Annotated in this window: 12 protein-coding genes and 1 pseudogene; 4 read left to right on the top strand and 9 right to left on the bottom strand. The window is 40.9% G+C overall.

Annotation, left to right across the window (positions count from 1 at the left end; all coding sequences use genetic code 11):
- Nucleotides 1-19 precede the first annotated feature (19 nt).
- Nucleotides 20-364, bottom strand: coding sequence for a helix-turn-helix domain-containing protein (locus MKX42_RS23710; RefSeq protein ID WP_340755076.1), 345 nt, complete (start codon nucleotides 362-364; stop codon nucleotides 20-22).
- A 142-nt stretch (nucleotides 365-506) separates the two neighbouring features.
- On the opposite strand from MKX42_RS23710, the gene MKX42_RS23705 reads away from it, so the two are divergent.
- From MKX42_RS23705 to MKX42_RS23695, 3 genes are read left to right on the top strand one after another with little or no spacing between them, the layout of a single operon-like run.
- Complete coding sequence (locus MKX42_RS23705) at nucleotides 507-944, top strand: hypothetical protein (protein ID WP_340755074.1); 438 nt, start codon at nucleotides 507-509, stop codon at nucleotides 942-944.
- Nucleotides 945-959: 15 nt separating this feature from the next.
- Nucleotides 960-3,401, top strand: a complete 2,442-nt coding sequence (locus MKX42_RS23700; protein ID WP_340755073.1) for an AAA family ATPase — start codon at nucleotides 960-962, stop codon at nucleotides 3,399-3,401.
- An 18-nt stretch (nucleotides 3,402-3,419) separates the two neighbouring features.
- Nucleotides 3,420-3,698 carry a hypothetical protein gene (locus tag MKX42_RS23695; protein WP_340755071.1) on the top strand — a complete coding sequence of 93 codons (279 nt, stop codon included), beginning with the start codon at nucleotides 3,420-3,422 and terminating at the stop codon, nucleotides 3,696-3,698.
- Between the two features lie 1,396 nt (nucleotides 3,699-5,094).
- Here the strand turns inward: MKX42_RS23695 and MKX42_RS23690 are convergent.
- The 8 genes and pseudogenes from MKX42_RS23690 to MKX42_RS23655 form a co-directional block, all read right to left on the bottom strand.
- Nucleotides 5,095-6,234, bottom strand: coding sequence for a YfbR-like 5'-deoxynucleotidase (locus MKX42_RS23690; RefSeq protein WP_340755069.1), 1,140 nt, complete (start codon nucleotides 6,232-6,234; stop codon nucleotides 5,095-5,097).
- A 17-nt stretch (nucleotides 6,235-6,251) separates the two neighbouring features.
- Nucleotides 6,252-6,962: a hypothetical protein gene (locus MKX42_RS23685; RefSeq protein ID WP_340755067.1), complete on the bottom strand. Its 711-nt coding sequence runs from the start codon at nucleotides 6,960-6,962 to the stop codon at nucleotides 6,252-6,254.
- A gap of 9 nt (nucleotides 6,963-6,971) precedes the next feature.
- Nucleotides 6,972-8,615, bottom strand: a complete 1,644-nt coding sequence (locus tag MKX42_RS23680; RefSeq protein WP_340755065.1) for a hypothetical protein — start codon at nucleotides 8,613-8,615, stop codon at nucleotides 6,972-6,974.
- Nucleotides 8,616-8,635: 20 nt separating this feature from the next.
- On the bottom strand, nucleotides 8,636-10,045 hold the full coding sequence (locus MKX42_RS23675) for a hypothetical protein (protein WP_340755063.1): 1,410 nt from the start codon (nucleotides 10,043-10,045) through the stop codon (nucleotides 8,636-8,638).
- Between the two features lie 153 nt (nucleotides 10,046-10,198).
- Nucleotides 10,199-11,551, bottom strand: coding sequence for an IS4 family transposase (locus tag MKX42_RS23670; protein ID WP_340755062.1), 1,353 nt, complete (start codon nucleotides 11,549-11,551; stop codon nucleotides 10,199-10,201).
- Between the two features lie 118 nt (nucleotides 11,552-11,669).
- Nucleotides 11,670-12,404 carry a hypothetical protein gene (locus MKX42_RS23665; protein ID WP_340755061.1) on the bottom strand — a complete coding sequence of 245 codons (735 nt, stop codon included), beginning with the start codon at nucleotides 12,402-12,404 and terminating at the stop codon, nucleotides 11,670-11,672.
- The gene (locus MKX42_RS23660) at nucleotides 12,405-13,646 is read right to left on the bottom strand and encodes a hypothetical protein (protein WP_340755060.1); all 1,242 of its coding nucleotides are present in this window, start codon (nucleotides 13,644-13,646) and stop codon (nucleotides 12,405-12,407) included.
- 206 nt (nucleotides 13,647-13,852) lie between these two features.
- Nucleotides 13,853-14,062: pseudogene (locus MKX42_RS23655) on the bottom strand (YfbR-like 5'-deoxynucleotidase); the annotation flags it as partial.
- A gap of 104 nt (nucleotides 14,063-14,166) precedes the next feature.
- On the opposite strand from MKX42_RS23655, the gene MKX42_RS23650 reads away from it, so the two are divergent.
- Entirely contained in the window at nucleotides 14,167-15,870 is a 1,704-nt protein-coding gene (locus tag MKX42_RS23650) for a fumarate hydratase (RefSeq protein ID WP_340757787.1), read from the top strand.
- The last annotated feature ends 261 nt before the right edge of the window (nucleotides 15,871-16,131 follow it).

The raw sequence follows: 16,131 nt of genomic DNA, 5'->3' as shown, positions 1-16,131 counted from the left end.
CTTGGCGGCTGCCAAGTGCTTATTTTTTCATCTGTTTTAACATCTCCTGTAAAACAGGCTTAATTTTTAGAATCGATTGAAGATCCTGCTTGTATAGCATGAAGTTTATTTCTTGGATCTCTCTCATTTTTTCACTTGGATTGATTTTTTCAGTATGGGAGTATGTAAAGAATTCCGCTTCATTCACCTCTAGGGCTTTAGCGATTTTTTCTAAGGTTTGAAGCGAGATGTTTTTCTGTCCCCGTTCAATTCTGCCGACATAACTATATGATACTCCGATTACTTCACCGAGCTTTTCCTGCGTCCATTGTTTGTCTAGTCGTAATTCTCGAATCCGTAGTCCAATCGTTTCCAAGATATTCATACGTCCCTCCCTTACTTTGAGTCTAAAGAATTAACACGGACTCAAAAACGTACTGATAGGAACAAAATTAGTTATAGTACCTTATAGGAACAATATGTTAAAATATCTGGGAAACTAAGGAAGCAATCAAGGGGGACTTTAGGTGGAGTGTTACCAACATCATGGAATGGGTGCAGTGGCGCAGTGTCAAGAGTGTGGAAAGGGTCTGTGTGGCGAGTGTTCGGAACGATTTTCGCTGATGCTCTGCGAGCAATGTTTACTTGCGAATAATGAGTTAGCGCAACGGCGAGTGATTATTAGTTTTGCGGTATCCGTACTTTTTGCAATTATTGGCGTCTATGTCGGAGTCCACTCAGGAGCATCGGGTGTAGCGGGAGCCATCGGCTACGGTTATCTCGGGCTGAGTGTGCCTTGGGGCTACTCGTTCTTTGGAAAGTTTATAGCAGCTCCTTACTTTAAGGCTGTCTTGGCGTTGTCTTTAGGCTGGGCGATCGCGCCGTTCTCGATTTATCGAAACATCAAAGAACTCCAAACGATTCGAGTCACAAAGCAAGACATTAGCGCAAACGCGAGTGTATAAAAAATGAGAAAAGAGATGGATCGTACACTTAACCTATTAAATCGAATCATTTTAATCCTAACTGCTATTTATGCATTTATGGCTGTACTAGGTGCGTTTTCCAGCGATCCCGCTGTTGATCATGCTGAAGTCGTTTTTCTCTGCTATGGCGCGACTGCTTTTTTGCTGTTCTTAACAGGTCTTTCTCTCCCGCGAAAAGTGGCGGAGATTTGTGCCATTATTGCTTACGGTTGTTTTGCTTTTAGTGTTGCTTGTGGCCTCTTTGGCTTGTCGATCGCAGGGCTTGCCGCAGGCGTTGCAGTTATCGTTGCAATTATGCGCCAGCGATATCAAAACCTAGACTCCGTCTATATTACAGGTTGTATGCTTTCGTATTGGATTGTGATGTATGGTTTCGCGGTTACGCTTATCGGCAAGGTGCCGCTGATCACAAAGGGATGGGACGTCATTTTTTATCCTTTTTATTATGAGGGGATCAAGCACATTGCACTTAGCTGGCGAGGCCTGCTGGTCTTGTTCGGAGGTTGGCTCTTTGCGCGGTTTGTGAACCGCGCGAGAATGGCTACCTATCAAGCTACCAAGCAGTCTCAGGTGGAAACGCCTGTACAGGTTTACACGCAGCCTACACGCCCTGTTCAGCGTGTTTCAGCCGCTGCTGCTGTTCTTGCAGTACCTGAACCGCCCATCCTTCAAGAGGCGATAGATGATGAAGAGTACGGAGACGAAGAAGAGTATATTGAAGATAATGAAGACGAAAACGAGGTCTCTGAAGATCGAGAGGAAGTTCTACATGCTGCGTTAGCGGCGCTCGACCAGATGGTGGGGTTAGCCCCACTCAAGGCCGAAATTCAAAGCTTTATGAAGCATATGCATGGCCATTTGATTACCCAGCGACTTGGAAAGATTGCTTCTACGAAACCCACCTTACATATGATCTTTTCAGGGCCGCCAGGTACAGGCAAGACGGAAATGGCGCGTATCATGGTCGATTTGCTCTATGGGCTGAATCTGATCGAAGAGCGTGTATTGATCGAAGCGGATCGATCCAGTATTGTCGGAACGCATATCGGTCAGACAGAAGAGAGAATGATTCATTTGTTGGAAGCGGCCTGGGGCGGGGTCTTGTTTATCGATGAGGCGTATGCGCTGGCTAAATCCGACTCGCCAAGTGATTTTGGCCAGGAAGCCATTGATGTGCTCATCAAGGCGATGGAGGATTATCGAGAAGATATTGTTGTTATTATGGCGGGTTACGCTAGCGATATGGAACGTTTCCTCGATATGAACCAGGGCTTCCGCTCTCGGGTATCGTACGCCTTTGCTTTCGCCGATTATACGCCGCATGAGCTGTCGCAAATTGCGCTGCACATGCTGGAAGCAAAGGGCTATGATTGTAGCTTTATCAAAGATGAAATCCAAGGGATTGTGAATTTCTGCCACCGTAATGGAGCAATTCAAGGGAATGGCCGCTGGGCACGAAACTTTGTAGAACGTATCGTTAAAGAACACAATGTACGCGTGTCAGCGGAAAACACCGATCGGTATGTCGGCAAAATCTTGCCTGACGATCTGCGGCTGGCCGCAGGTATGCCGCGAAAGTATGGGGATCAAGAGATCAATCATGCGGCTATCGGAAAGCGCGAGCTCCGTGACGAAGCGATGCAAGAGCTTCAGGCCATGGTGGGGTTAACTTCGCTTAAAGAACAAGTCCAAAGCATACTCCATCACGTGGAAGTGGAACAAAAACGAATACAGCAAGGGCTATCGACCGAAGCCATAAGCATGCACATGTTGTTTGAAGGATCGCCAGGTACAGGCAAAACGACGGTCGCACGCATTATCGGGAAGTTCCTGAATGGACTAGGCTTACTCACGAACGGTCACGTGGTAGAAACAGATCGTTCAGGGATCGTCGGTCGTTTCATCGGTCATACCGAGGCCAATATGAGAGAACTGATTGCCAAAGCAAAAGGCGGTATCCTCTTCATCGATGAAGCCTATGCACTGGCCAAAACCGATTCGCCGAACGATTTTGGCCGCGAGGCCATCGATGTCCTCGTCAAGGCCATGGAAGACCACAGAGGCGAACTCGTGGTCATATTGGCAGGATACAGCAAGGAAATGCAGGATTTACTTTCGCTAAATCCTGGCCTGAGTTCACGAATCCCATTTCGCTTTGGCTTTGCCGACTATGATGCGCATGAGATAGTTGAAATTGTGAAGCGTTCGTTTGCGTCTAAGCAGTTTGTACTTACGGCTGACGCTGTAGAGGCATTAGAGGAGCGAGTTGCTGCTCTATCCGCTCAGGCGGAAGGACTAGAGGGGAATGGCCGCTGGGCCCGAAATTTGCTCGATAAAGTACGTATGGAGCAGAATAACCGCTTGGTCCGAATAGGAGCCAGTGATTTAATGACGATCGAAGCAGAGGATATCGAGCGCGTAATTCAGCATATGTAAATCGAGAGGAGCAAGTCTATGGTGTTATTAGAATACTTAGCTAGCAAATTAGCTAAGAAAAAGTCCACACAACTCACAAAGACGATTTTAAACGAAGTTGCTGGGTTGATGAAAGCCCTTGTTGTGGGAATGCTGAAGTGGGCGCTCTGGGTGTTCAATGAATTATTACCGAAATGGGTTCGCATAGCCTTGTTTTTTGTCGTGTTGTACTTTTTATATTTCTCATACCAACAGTTGAAGGAGTACGGTGGAATCCCTCGGATTATTGGGGATTTTATCAATGCATTCATGCACTGATTACAACTGAAAATAACAGGTTGATTGCTTATCTAGACTTTCGAATAAACGCTCTTTATTTACTAGGAAAACCTGGGTCGAGAGCGTTGTAGCCCATACAGAGTTTCTCGTTAATGAAACATACCGTCATTCTGAATCGTTAGTGAAAACGATACGACTGTGGAAATCTAACAATTCAAACGAATTTCTCATTACAGTGCAGAACAGTTATCTTGAAAATTGTTACTATATTTTTGGCGGTGGTAACGATCCGCATGACTTATTATCAGATATTAGGGGAATCCTCAATTGAATTAGTAAATCAATTACTTGATAGATTGGACTGAATTTAAACTTTGTAGTAGTGGTTAATCTATTAGGAGTACTCATTTTTTACGGGTGTTTCTTTGTTTATGTCAGGTATATTCAAAAATGTTTTGCTAAGTGTGATAGTTATATGTAAGCATAAATACTTGTAATTATAACTGCAAGTGCAAGTACAAGAGTAACAGTTAATGTATAAGTATAGACATGACTGATTATGTGCTCTATTAAATAACTGTATCTGCTATAAATTATATAGGGGGTAATTTAAATAATAGCTGATATATAAGTGGAAATGATTTTATTGATAATCGTGTATCTAACAGTATACGCAAACCTAATATTAATTGCAGATGTGAAAGCATAAAATGATTTATATATGCATGTGAGAACAGATTTATAGATAAGCGTATATATAGGTATAAGTGGTTTTTCTATACAACACTCTGATTTAAGTTTAACCTAAGTTAAGAGAGCTAATTAAGTAGTAGATCAAGAATTATTTGAAACCACATGAGAATTTGATTTTAATATTATTAGAAAAGTGAAGTCGTAAATAAATGTATAATATGTTTACTGATGTAATTACAATTTCACAATAAAAAATACAAGTAGTTTTGTATGCAATAGTATAAATAGATATCTAGCTCGAATTGAGGTATAGGCGAATTAATTATAATTAAGTGGAATTGTGTTTGTATATATTAACGTAGGTATCTATAAGTAAAGTCATCAAATTGTAATTAATTGTACATGTACAAATATTACTAACATCAAAACAAAGAACATAAGTAGTTCTAGATGAAATAATGATAATTGATTGCATTAGTAAAAATTGCAAATGATTATATTTACAGGATTTAATTATGCTTTTGCTTTTAATATTGTTATTACAAGTCTATCTAGTCCATGGGGCGATGGAACACGTTGTCCTCATTTTGATGGGAATCTTGTCCAAAGACAGTGCTAAATCACATTTATTTATCTGGGTTGAATGGAGAGGACGTTTCATAATGAGTATTTTTAATGATTATAGTTTTTAATTTCGTATTTAAGGCCACTTTACTTGAAGTGGCCTTAAATGCAAGTGTCGTTACCGAATAAAACTTGAGTAAGTCAGATCATGCAGAATATATGCGAGGAAGAAGATAACGCAAGGATTTTCAAAACGATGTTGAATACTTGTTAATTGCTCAAAATAAGTGCTAGCATAGTGTGGATTATTGCGCATTTCTAAGTTGGATTTGATCAATGCATCAATCTTGTCAGCAATATCCACAAGTTCTCCCTCATAAGTATCGTTTTTGCACTCCACCATGAATTCATGTATTGCTTCGTGAAAAAGTGGAGGAAGCTTTTTCACCATGGAACTTGCGACTTCCTTCTCGTATAACTCAAAAGATCTTTTGATATCTTCAGTGTATTTTTTAATTTTTGAAATTACGTCACCGCTAATTACTTCGACAAGATCATGCAAAATTGATTTGCAAACCAAACTGTATACATCAATTTCCGTTTTCCCAAATCGTTCTTGTTCGAGCAATCCGTTAAATAACGAAAGTGCTGCTACGCGAAAAGAGTGAGTTGCATCGTTGTCAGGGATTAAATTAAAGTTTCCGTTCCAACGTTCGACGGTATCAAGATTTAGGATATAGCCAATAAATTCATACAAGCCTTCACGCTTATCAAATCCTTCAACCAACCATTTAATGGATTGCAGGCGAGATTGGTGAATTTTTTTGTGGAAATAGATGAATTGTTCATGGAAGTATGGGCTGTTATCAGAAATATCCTCTCGGTGACAGAACAACATGGCGTCAAATTCGTCAATAGCGTTTACAAGTTGTCCCAAATATGAATCATCCTCTGCGTTGACAATAAAATCATGAAAATATGGGCGTAAAGATTTTGACAGATAAGAAACGATATCTTGGCTGACTTCTTTTTCCAAAGATTTGATATGTGCCTCAACCAAAGGGTCCTTCTTTGTAACATGTTTTATGGACGAGGTTACAGTTTCATTTAGATCATGAAGCAGTGCTCTTGCAACAAGCGATAGTTTGTCCACGGGATTATTAAATACTTTTTCCTCGATAATTCCGATTAATATTGCGATAGCAGCGCATCGAAAACTATGGCTTGCTGCATTATCCTTAAATCGTGGAGCATATTCACTCCATCTCGGAACGTATTGCATTTGTAAGATAGTGCTGGTGAATTTTCCGTTTTTCATAAGAATATCAATCCTTTTTATTCGTCATCCAGTAAATCTGGAGCGATATTTTTTAAGAAATCTAAATTTGCATTGCCTTTTTCGGAATTTACATTGGGCAGAGAAAGCTCATTATTATTTGGGAAGAACGATTTTAAATTTTTTAGTTTTGTGTTCTCAGGGACATTTTTCTCAAACGCAATAACATTCTCTGAGATTCCTTGTTCATTACGTAGATGTTCGAAAGTGCTTGAGAGAACAAACTGTTTGTAAAGGGCTTCATAATGGAAAGCTTGTTTTTTGTATTTTTGGACATCCAAGCGTAGTTTTGTAACCTCTTCTTTTAATTTTTGATAATCTTTCACTTCGCGTTCCCGTTCAACTAGATCTCCGTAAAGCTTTTGATATAATTGTTCAACGTCCATCAGTTTATTCATGAGTTCGCTTTTATTATCGCCATACGCCTCGATTATACTTGCTATACTTGGTAAATAAACATCATCTTCATTATTTAGTTTCCTGTAACCCATAACAGGGCTATTTAGTTCATCAATAAAGTCAGATAATTTTCGACTCCACGTATTTCGCCCAATCCCTGTTTCTTTCTCTAATTTTAAATTTGTGAGTTTTGCCCCGTTCGATTTTTCTTTGACCTCTAATGCTAATTGTTTCAACATTTCTACAGGGTACTCTTCTGTACGTCCACGTCTTCTTTTGTTCTTTTGAGTTGTTTTAATTTGACTATCCATTGATTATCATCACCATTCTGCTTCCAAAGATTTTGCATCAACAGTTGCTTTGTGTTCCATTAAGGCGGAAAGGTAAGTAGCTTTAGCTGTAAGCGTTTGATCCACTTTAACCTGATTTATTTTGTTTACCTGTTTTCCTATTTGAAATATTTCTTTAAGTGTTCTTTCAACGAGTGATCCTAAATTTCGGGAATAACTTGAAAGCCACTCTGTACCTTTTTCAAAGTCATCTAAATTAGGTTTGAAAATATAGAAACTACAATAACGGCAATCTTCTGCGCAGTTATTGGGGAACTGATCCGAATTATCGCCGCAATATCCATAGTCCACTTGTTTTAAATCGACAACTGACATTTCCGAGACAACTCTACCCTTATCATAAGCAGTTCTTGCATTTCCAATGATTCCATGGCCACTTTTTTGTTTCAAGTGATCTTCAAACTTCTTCGAAGCTAAATGGTAAATAAAAGAATCTGTATAATGCTGAGCATGATTATAATAGCCTTCCTGTGCCATTATGCTCTTATGACCCGCCATACGGGCGATGGAAAGGGGATTAAAGCCTTGAAGAAAGAGATTAATGATTGCCAAATGTCGAGTATCTCCAGGTCTTAATGCTGTATTATATTCATGACCATATCGTTCTTTTATAATTTCTGTTTGAAATTTCTGAAGTAAAGGATTAAAGAAAGAACGATCCATTCGAGGCGCCTTTTCTGGATTAACTCTTGAATTCGGTTTTACTATCTTTAGGTAAAATTCAATGGAAAACAGATATTTAGATTCAATGTTTAGAAATGAAATTAAGTTTTTGAAATCAAGTATTAAGTTGTATGTTCTTGCATCAATTTGATATGTTTCGTCAGGGTACCCCTGAATTTCATCACCTTCTACTGATTCTAAACTAATCATCTCTTCTTTAATTCGTTTTGTTTTGAGCCAGTATAAATTATCCTCAGTTTTTTTGATGCAATCAAAATCAAGTAATAAGAATGCACTGATTCTCATCGGTAGGGTGTTCGTTAATCTCCACCATAGTAAAATGGGGAGGTATCTTCTTGTGTCTATATTGTCAGAGTTGAAGAAATAATCATCAATGCAATTATCAAAAAACAAGACATCTTGAAAGTCAGGGAGTGAACGATTTTCGTGTGAGTAACTTGGAGTACTTTCAATTATTTCATTATACTGATGTTGATTATCACTAAGAGGATAAAAGCTAAGGAATACTTTCAAGGATCTTGCGATTCTTGAGGCTTCTGGTTTAGAAACTGAATTTAAAATCGCTTTCAGTGGTTCGGAATTCTTAAATCCATTCGTCTTCATAATGATACGTTTTAAATAACGTTGTTCCAGAGCAACAGTTGCAGGCGATATTTTGTTTATGATTCTCGCAATGGCATATATGCGTAACACTAAATTCAGTTCTTTATAAACCTCTAAATCAAAAATAATACGATATGGATTATTATAAATAGGGGTGACATATCCCCATTCTAATGCTTCAAAAGATTCTGCAATCAATATATTCAAGATTTTAAACGTTTCAAAGGCTGATTTCATCTCATCCAGATATTCTGGGCTATAAATGATTTTTCTTTCAACATGTACAGTTGTAACTCCGCTTGAGTCAATTTTGTTGCGGATTTTCAATTTATTCACCTCTAATCTTTTTATTGTACAGGTAGCTTGAGAAACTCGGATGTTTTTTTAACTATTCTTGTAAATTCTTCTTTCGCGAGAAACGAATCCACATATTCTTTACCCAACGCTTGGTATGCCTCATTAAATAAGATGAAAATGTACAAGAATAATTTAGAATCTCGTTCTCGAATTGCATCATACTTTGAGTTTTCTAGTGAAAGAGAGATACGTTTGAGTTCTTCCACTGCTTCAATTAGCATATAGGACTGAGGGATAAAATATTTGCAATCCATACATTTAAGTTTATTTGTAAAACTACACTTTGGATGTACAAGGCACTGCCCATTCTCTTGTCGTGACGGCATTTTACCAAGTAAAATCTTTTTTACTAACTGTTTGAAATATTCTTGTGGCATGGCAGATAATTCGGCAATAACTGATCTGTCTCTTTCTTTTTTTTCAGTTATAAATTTACCCCATGCTTCAATTTCATAGGGTTTAAGCCTTCTTCGCAATTCTTCAATTTGCAAAGTTTTCTGCTCCAACCGATGTGATGTAGGAGATGTTTCCGAAGCCATTGATACAATGTAATTGAATAACCATCCAAAATGACCGCGTCTGAAAACATTAATCGAAACTCTATTAATAGACCCATCTTTGTTAGTATTGTTTAGATATATTTCTGTAGAGGTTAGTTTTTTATGTGACCGTAACATGCTTGTGAGTTCAAGTGCTATATCTGAATCTGGTCCATCCTCCTCCAATACCGAATAAAATAAGTAGGTTGATGTGCTACGATTCATTTTTATTGATTGAAAAGAATTGGAGAGATCATGTCTTGAAAAAAATTTATCACGTACTTTTTTAACTAAACCTGATCTTAGGGTATGTAGCAGAAGCTTTTGTTCTTTCTGCCGTCGATGTAGTTCACATAATACGGCCGCAGTTGCAAACGGAACAGCCAGCTCAGGGATAACATGGAAGTATAAAACAGCCTTGTTTTTACTTGCAATTGAGTTTTTCACCTTTAATTGAACTTGATTTACAATGATTTGAGCTTGGTCTATAGACAATGTATTGTTCTTAAACCATGAAAATGAAGTTATATTAATTTCTTCAATTTCAATTATAGGAAGGTCATCAATGATACTTGATGATCTCCAAAGATCTGACAGATGCATTATTATGTATAGCCAAGTGTTTGCTATTGATTGAACGCGTATAGCTAACGGTGTTAGCCTCTCAATATTCATGATCTCATTTATGTATGCGAGATATATTTCAGGAGTATATATTGAATCCTCCTTAGAATTTGTTTTGGAGGATAACCGACTGACGGCAATATTCGTTGTACGTGTTATATTATTCAAGCTGTCACAGTATTTTATAAAATCAGAGACGAGCTCTTTTTGTCCAGCAGTGATTTTATCTCCGACCATTATTTCCTTAAGTTCTTGATCAGAGATTTGATAATTTTGTTTAGTTATTTTGGAGATGCATCTCTCAAAAGCAAGAATGTACTCACTTGTTTTAATACGTTTTTTCTTAATTGAGGCTGTGCTACTTTTAATTTTTGTTGAACAATAAGTAACTCAACTTTCGCAGCACAAATCTCCAAACAAACCCTTGATATAGCTGGGTAAACTAGAGATCCAATCTTGTAGTTGACAAAAAACAGCTGTTTTGTTCTTCTTGGTTTTGGCCTCTGACATTTCGAGAAATAAACTCATGAGTTGCTGAAGCGCGGTCTGGAAGTCCAGATCGCGAACTTCATCTGCAAAGAGGAAAAAGAGTCCTCCCAGTGTCCGGTCATCACTCGATTGACGCCGTTCGTATTCCATTGCCAAATAACGGCTGAACACAATCGTTGTGTGACTGATCAATTGGTCGAAGGAACGGCCTTGAAATTCGGTACCCAGTTTCAAATAGCTTTTGGTGACTTTGAAAAAAGTCTCTATACTCCAGCGCATACCGTAGATTCGTACAATTTCAGCAGCATCCAGCGTTACGTCTGTACTTAAAATCGCCAGCCATTCCCGTTTTTTATTCCGGTTACGGACAAAAACAAGCTTCACGGGCAGATCACAGGTCGTGTGTACGATGACGGAGCCTTTGATGTCTTTTGAATTGGACTTCGGAAGGCTTTGAAAAACTTCACTTAGCGTCATTCGCTTGCCTTGAACCAGATAGCGCTGTTTCATTTCCTTGACCATACCAATCACAGCGAGGCCTTTGCCTGTGAGCTGACGAAGCAGTGGAGCTTGCGTAAACCAGCTATCCATGAGTACGTAATCGGCGGTGAATCCTGCACGTAAAGCCCGTTCCAGCAAGGCAACAACGGCATCCGGCTTCCGAGAAAAGGCCTCCATTCGACGTTTGTACCCGTTGCTGCGTTTCGAGAGATTCGAAGCCATTTCGCACAACCGATTGGCCAGTTTAGCTGAAGACAGCATGGCAAAGTCAAGCGGAGCGAAGCTAAAACCGTCCGACCAGCCCAGGGTTAGCATGGTGTAACCTTTGGTAAATTTGCCCGTGGAATGGTCAAAGACTCGTGCCAGTAACTCTGCTTTTTTGCTCCGGTTTCGGCTCAAAACGGAATCGTCGATGATGAACACTCGTACACGCGTAGATGAAATAAGCGATTCGAAACCCTGCACGGTGCGAAGACTTAAGGTTTGCAAAAAGCGCCGCCACGCAAAAGAAGCTTGATTCAAAAATCGATAGATGACATCTTTGCCGGGAAGATCTGCTCTACGGTCACTTTCCAGAAGTCGAAACCAGTTCTTTCCTTCGAAGACCAAAGAGAAAACGATTTGAAAAACCGCTAGACTCGAAAGACCAAAGGATTTGGAAATGCCTGCGTGCCGTAAGGCTTTCCCGATGTGGAGCGAAGCAAAAAGTTTGGAAAAGCGAGACTGTTCAGACAGGGAATGTTGTTGTACCATAGTGTTACGCACCTTTCTTGTTGGCATGGTTGATTCGACACTTCCATGATACCAAACAAGAAGGTGTTTTTTGTCAATAGAGACCAATATATTGAATCCTTCTTACGCCCTCAACGGTTTATGACAATATTCCAGGTGCGAAAGTTGAGTAAGTAATATATAATTTCTTGTTTTCTTCTGATGTGCAGCCCGCGCTAATTCGATCTATTTCAGTTATTAAACGATTTAAAAGCCAGGGGACTGTAACTTCAATATTGGCATTTTTTTTCTCATTTTCGTAACGGATTATTTCATTGATGGGTATGTAATTATAACCTAGAACTTCTACGGGTTTTTTAATTTTCCCTTTGTCTATTATTTTATAAACACTCCCAAAATTTATTCCTAACCTCATAGATACTTCACGAATACTAAGATGATTTTTAGGCTTTATGGTACGATTATTCGTTAATTGATTATCCATCGTGTAGATGGTAACGACTTCATATTCTTCAAAAAATCTCGAAATTTCTCGCTCTGGAAAAATATATGATTTGGATATCAACTTACCACCACTAATTAGCCCTGCCTTAATTATTTTTTGGTAGTTGTTTTTTACAGATTTTGTTGTGCAACCATGTTCGATCAGCCAGTTTTTCAAAACTTCTCCACTTAAATAGGGCTCTTCTAAAATTGGTTTTCTTCTTTGCAAGTGCTTTTTTTCGTATGCCTCGGCGTCTTCAAATGATATGTACAGAGAGTTCTTAACTTTAATTACACTGCTACAAGATCTCACGTACGGAAATAATACATTTCGGCTAAGTTCCCATTTTCGGCTTAATTCAGATAAACTAATATAACCTTCTGGTAACATTTATCGTTCCTCCGTATCATTTTTCATTTTTTTTCTTTCGATTAGAATAGGAATGAAATTTGTATGCATATTTTGAAATTTTTCTAGCATTTTAGTCTTCATTCTTTGTGTTCCTGACAAATAGCTCAATGAAGACATTAAGCTTTTATCCCCTCTGGGTTGCGAAAGGTCATAAGGGTTTTCGGCTATTTCTGCGAGTTGGTTTGAAAAGGTGCCACGACCAATATGTGTTGACCATTTTATTTTTTCTAGATGATTTCCGAGAATGATTTCATCAAGGTTTCCCGTTTTAAGGCTTTGGATAAACTTTGTCTTTACTTTGTTAAAATATTGTCTATAGGTGCTTTCTGTCATTGCTTGTCCATTTCTGTTTACAAAAAGTGCACCGCTTCCATCTGTAGATTTGTAGGTATTGATATGATTTTCGTAAAAAAGTTCTAGCCAATCATTAACTGAATAGATTCTTTGCTGTCTAGGTCTTTTTACAGCGGCGTTAGCAGTTCTCAAATCACTTCTCAGATTACGTAAATTTAAACTAACAACCATTTCTCCAGTAAGCTTACGTTTTATGCTAGGGCGCGTAATATTTAATACCTCACTTACACGCAAACCACCAAACATCTGAAAGTAAATCCCGAGAAGTATGGGATTGGCTTCAATTAATGCAATTTCAAAAAACAGTGGCAAAAATTGTGGAGGTAAAAAATGTTCAATTTCTTTAGCTTTTACTCCAGGATATATTGGTGAAAAGGGTGAAGACAGATAAGAGCCATAAGGGCCAGTTTCCTTATGGAATGAAGTAGAGGGGATATGAAGGAGTGAATTCTTTTTGGATAAGAAATGAAAAAATTTTGTTAATGTTCTTTCAGCATCTTTAACGGTTTCAAAGGTTTTACCTGAAGAGGTCATTTCGTTTAAAAAACGATTTCCATGTGAAAAGAGTAACTCATTTAATGAATTGATCTTAAATTCTTTTTTTCGAATTAATACGAAGTTTAAGAATGAGACCGTTGTCATGCAATGTTTTCTCATTGTATTAAATTGCTTGCTATACCACGATAAAATAAATTCGGATAATGGGTGTATAACTTTATTATCTGACTCCATGTCTTTTAAACATATCACCATTAGTTGTTTTTTTTCAGGCTCTTTCTTGTTCCTCAATCTTATCCAGTCTATCCAAACAGGTTCGGCTACAAATTTAATGTTTTCATCTATATTGAAAGGAACTACATTCTTCATTTCTTCTTTCCCCACTTCCCCCACATTTAAATGACCATATATTATTGCTAGGGTATTACTCTTATAAAGACTACTAGAAAACAAGATTTATGTGCAATGACTTAATGAATAGAAATTGAAAGAACTCCAGGTTTTCAGGCTGTTTTCTTGTCAAATATCAATTCTATTATGTGCAGTTTGATTTAGGTGCAATTATGTATAGATAAGGTGGCGTCGTGGAACAGCGCCATCGTGGATGCGCGGTCGGCGTTCAGCGACTGGCCGAAATGGGCATTGCCGATGGTGCACAGCATGTGTGCCAGCAAGGCGACCTGGAACGAATGCTGCGCCACGTTCTCCGGGGCGGTGCTGCGCATGAGGCTCCAGCGCTGGATATATTGCAGCCGGTAGAGATAGGCGGAGAAATGGTAGTTCAATTTTGAGGTAACCCCTTTCATGAGCAGCTTAATGTGCTATTATAGTAACTAATTGTACCAGAGTTAGGGCCGCTTGAACCAGATGGAGAGGAGACTGAATGAAGATGCAGCATTTTGAAGAGAGCATTTATAATTTGATTGTAGAGACCTCCACGAACCTGCCGGGTGATGTACGCCGGGCGGTGGCTAGAGGGCGGGCGCTGGAAGACCGGGCGACACGCTCCGGACTGGCACTAACCACGATAGCGCAGAATATCGGAATGGCGGAGCAGCAAATTTCGCCGATCTGCCAGGATACGGGGATGCCGACTTTTATAATCCATACGCCGGTGGGCGTGAATCAGATAGAGATGAAGAAGGATATTCACAGCGCAATTATCCGCGCTACGAAGAACGGCAAGCTGCGTCCCAATTCCGTGGATTCGCTAACCGGCGAGAACAGCGGGGATAATCTGGGGGCAGGCACTCCGGTGATTCACTTCGAGCAGTGGGAGGAAGAGAGCATTGACGTCCGGCTGATCCTGAAGGGCGGCGGCTGCGAGAATAAGAACATCCAGTATAGCCTTCCGGCAGAGCTGGAGGGACTCGGCAAAGCCGGACGCGACCTCGACGGTATCCGCAAGTGCATTCTGCATTCCGTGTACCAGGCGCAGGGTCAGGGCTGTAGTGCAGGGTTCATTGGCGTAGGCATCGGCGGTGACCGTACCACGGGCTATGAGCTGGCGAAGAAGCAGTTGTTCCGCAAGGTCGAGGATGTGAATCCTACCCAAGATTTGGGCAAGCTGGAGGATTACATTATGGAGAATGCCAACAAGCTCGGAATCGGCACGATGGGCTTCGGCGGTGAAGTGACGCTGCTGGGCTGCAAAATCGGAGTAATGAACCGGCTGCCAGCCAGCTTTTTCGTCTCTGTGGCTTATAACTGTTGGGCCTTCCGCCGTCAAGGCATTCTGGTCCATCCGGCTACCGGTGACATTCAGGAATGGCTGTATGAGAGCGGCACCGGGATATCCGTTGAAGGGGAAGCTGCACCGCAGCCTGTTGCTGAACCTGTGGGTGTAGCAGCGGCAGAAGGGACGGCTTCCGGCGTGGTGCCAGAGGATGCTACGATTCCTGCGGCACCGGCTATTGTATCGGGTACGGGTGAAGCAGCTTCGGGTGCGGCTGTCTCGGGGAACGGGGCAGCCTCTGAACCAGCTGCGGCAGCCTCCGCTGGCTCAGGCGGCTCGCGTGAGATCCGCCTGAGCACACCGATCAGCGAGGAGGATATCCGCAGCCTGCGCGTCGGCGATGTGGTGATCCTCTCCGGCGAGATGCACACCGGCCGCGATGCCCTGCACAAATACCTCATGGATCACGACACCCCTGTCGATCTGAACGGTGCCGTCATCTATCACTGTGGCCCGGTCATGCTGAAGGATGACGAAGGCTGGCATGTGAAGGCGGCTGGCCCGACAACCAGTATCCGCGAGGAGCCGTATCAAGGCGATATTATCAAAAAATTCGGTATCCGCGCCGTAATCGGCAAAGGCGGTATGGGACCCAAGACCCTCCAAGCCTTAGGGGAGCACGGCGCAGTCTACCTCAATGCAATCGGCGGTGCAGCACAGTATTACGCAGAATGTATCAAGAAGGTCAACGCGGTAGACTTCATGGAATTCGGTATTCCTGAAGCCATGTGGCATCTGCAGGTGGACGGCTTCGCAGCCATCGTCACCATGGATGCGCACGGCAACAGCCTGCATGCTGATGTCGAAAAGGATTCCGCCGCCAAGCTCGCCCAGTTCCGCGAGCCGGTGTTTAAGTAATTGAGTAGATTGTTCCTGCTTCGCGATAGTATCTAACAAACTGTAATATAAGCTGGCTGGATATCCCGTTAGACTAGACCTCCTTCATATCGGTGAAGGAGGTTTTTTGGCGATTGCGGAAATTGCGTAGGGCAACCCATTTTGCGGATGAGGAGGCGGAATCAGCAGGAACACTGCTGCGTTAAGCGGAAGTCGGCTGGGAGGGGAATGAGAGGACACATGAGGGGGATAAATCCCTCTGGTGGCGCTGAAAGTGCGCGA

The sequence above is a fragment of the Paenibacillus sp. FSL R7-0204 genome (assembly GCF_038002225.1).
GTDB lineage: Bacteria > Bacillota > Bacilli > Paenibacillales > Paenibacillaceae > Paenibacillus_AQ.
Note: the sequence above shows the minus strand (reverse complement) of the source record. Positions and strands in the feature narration are given on the sequence as shown.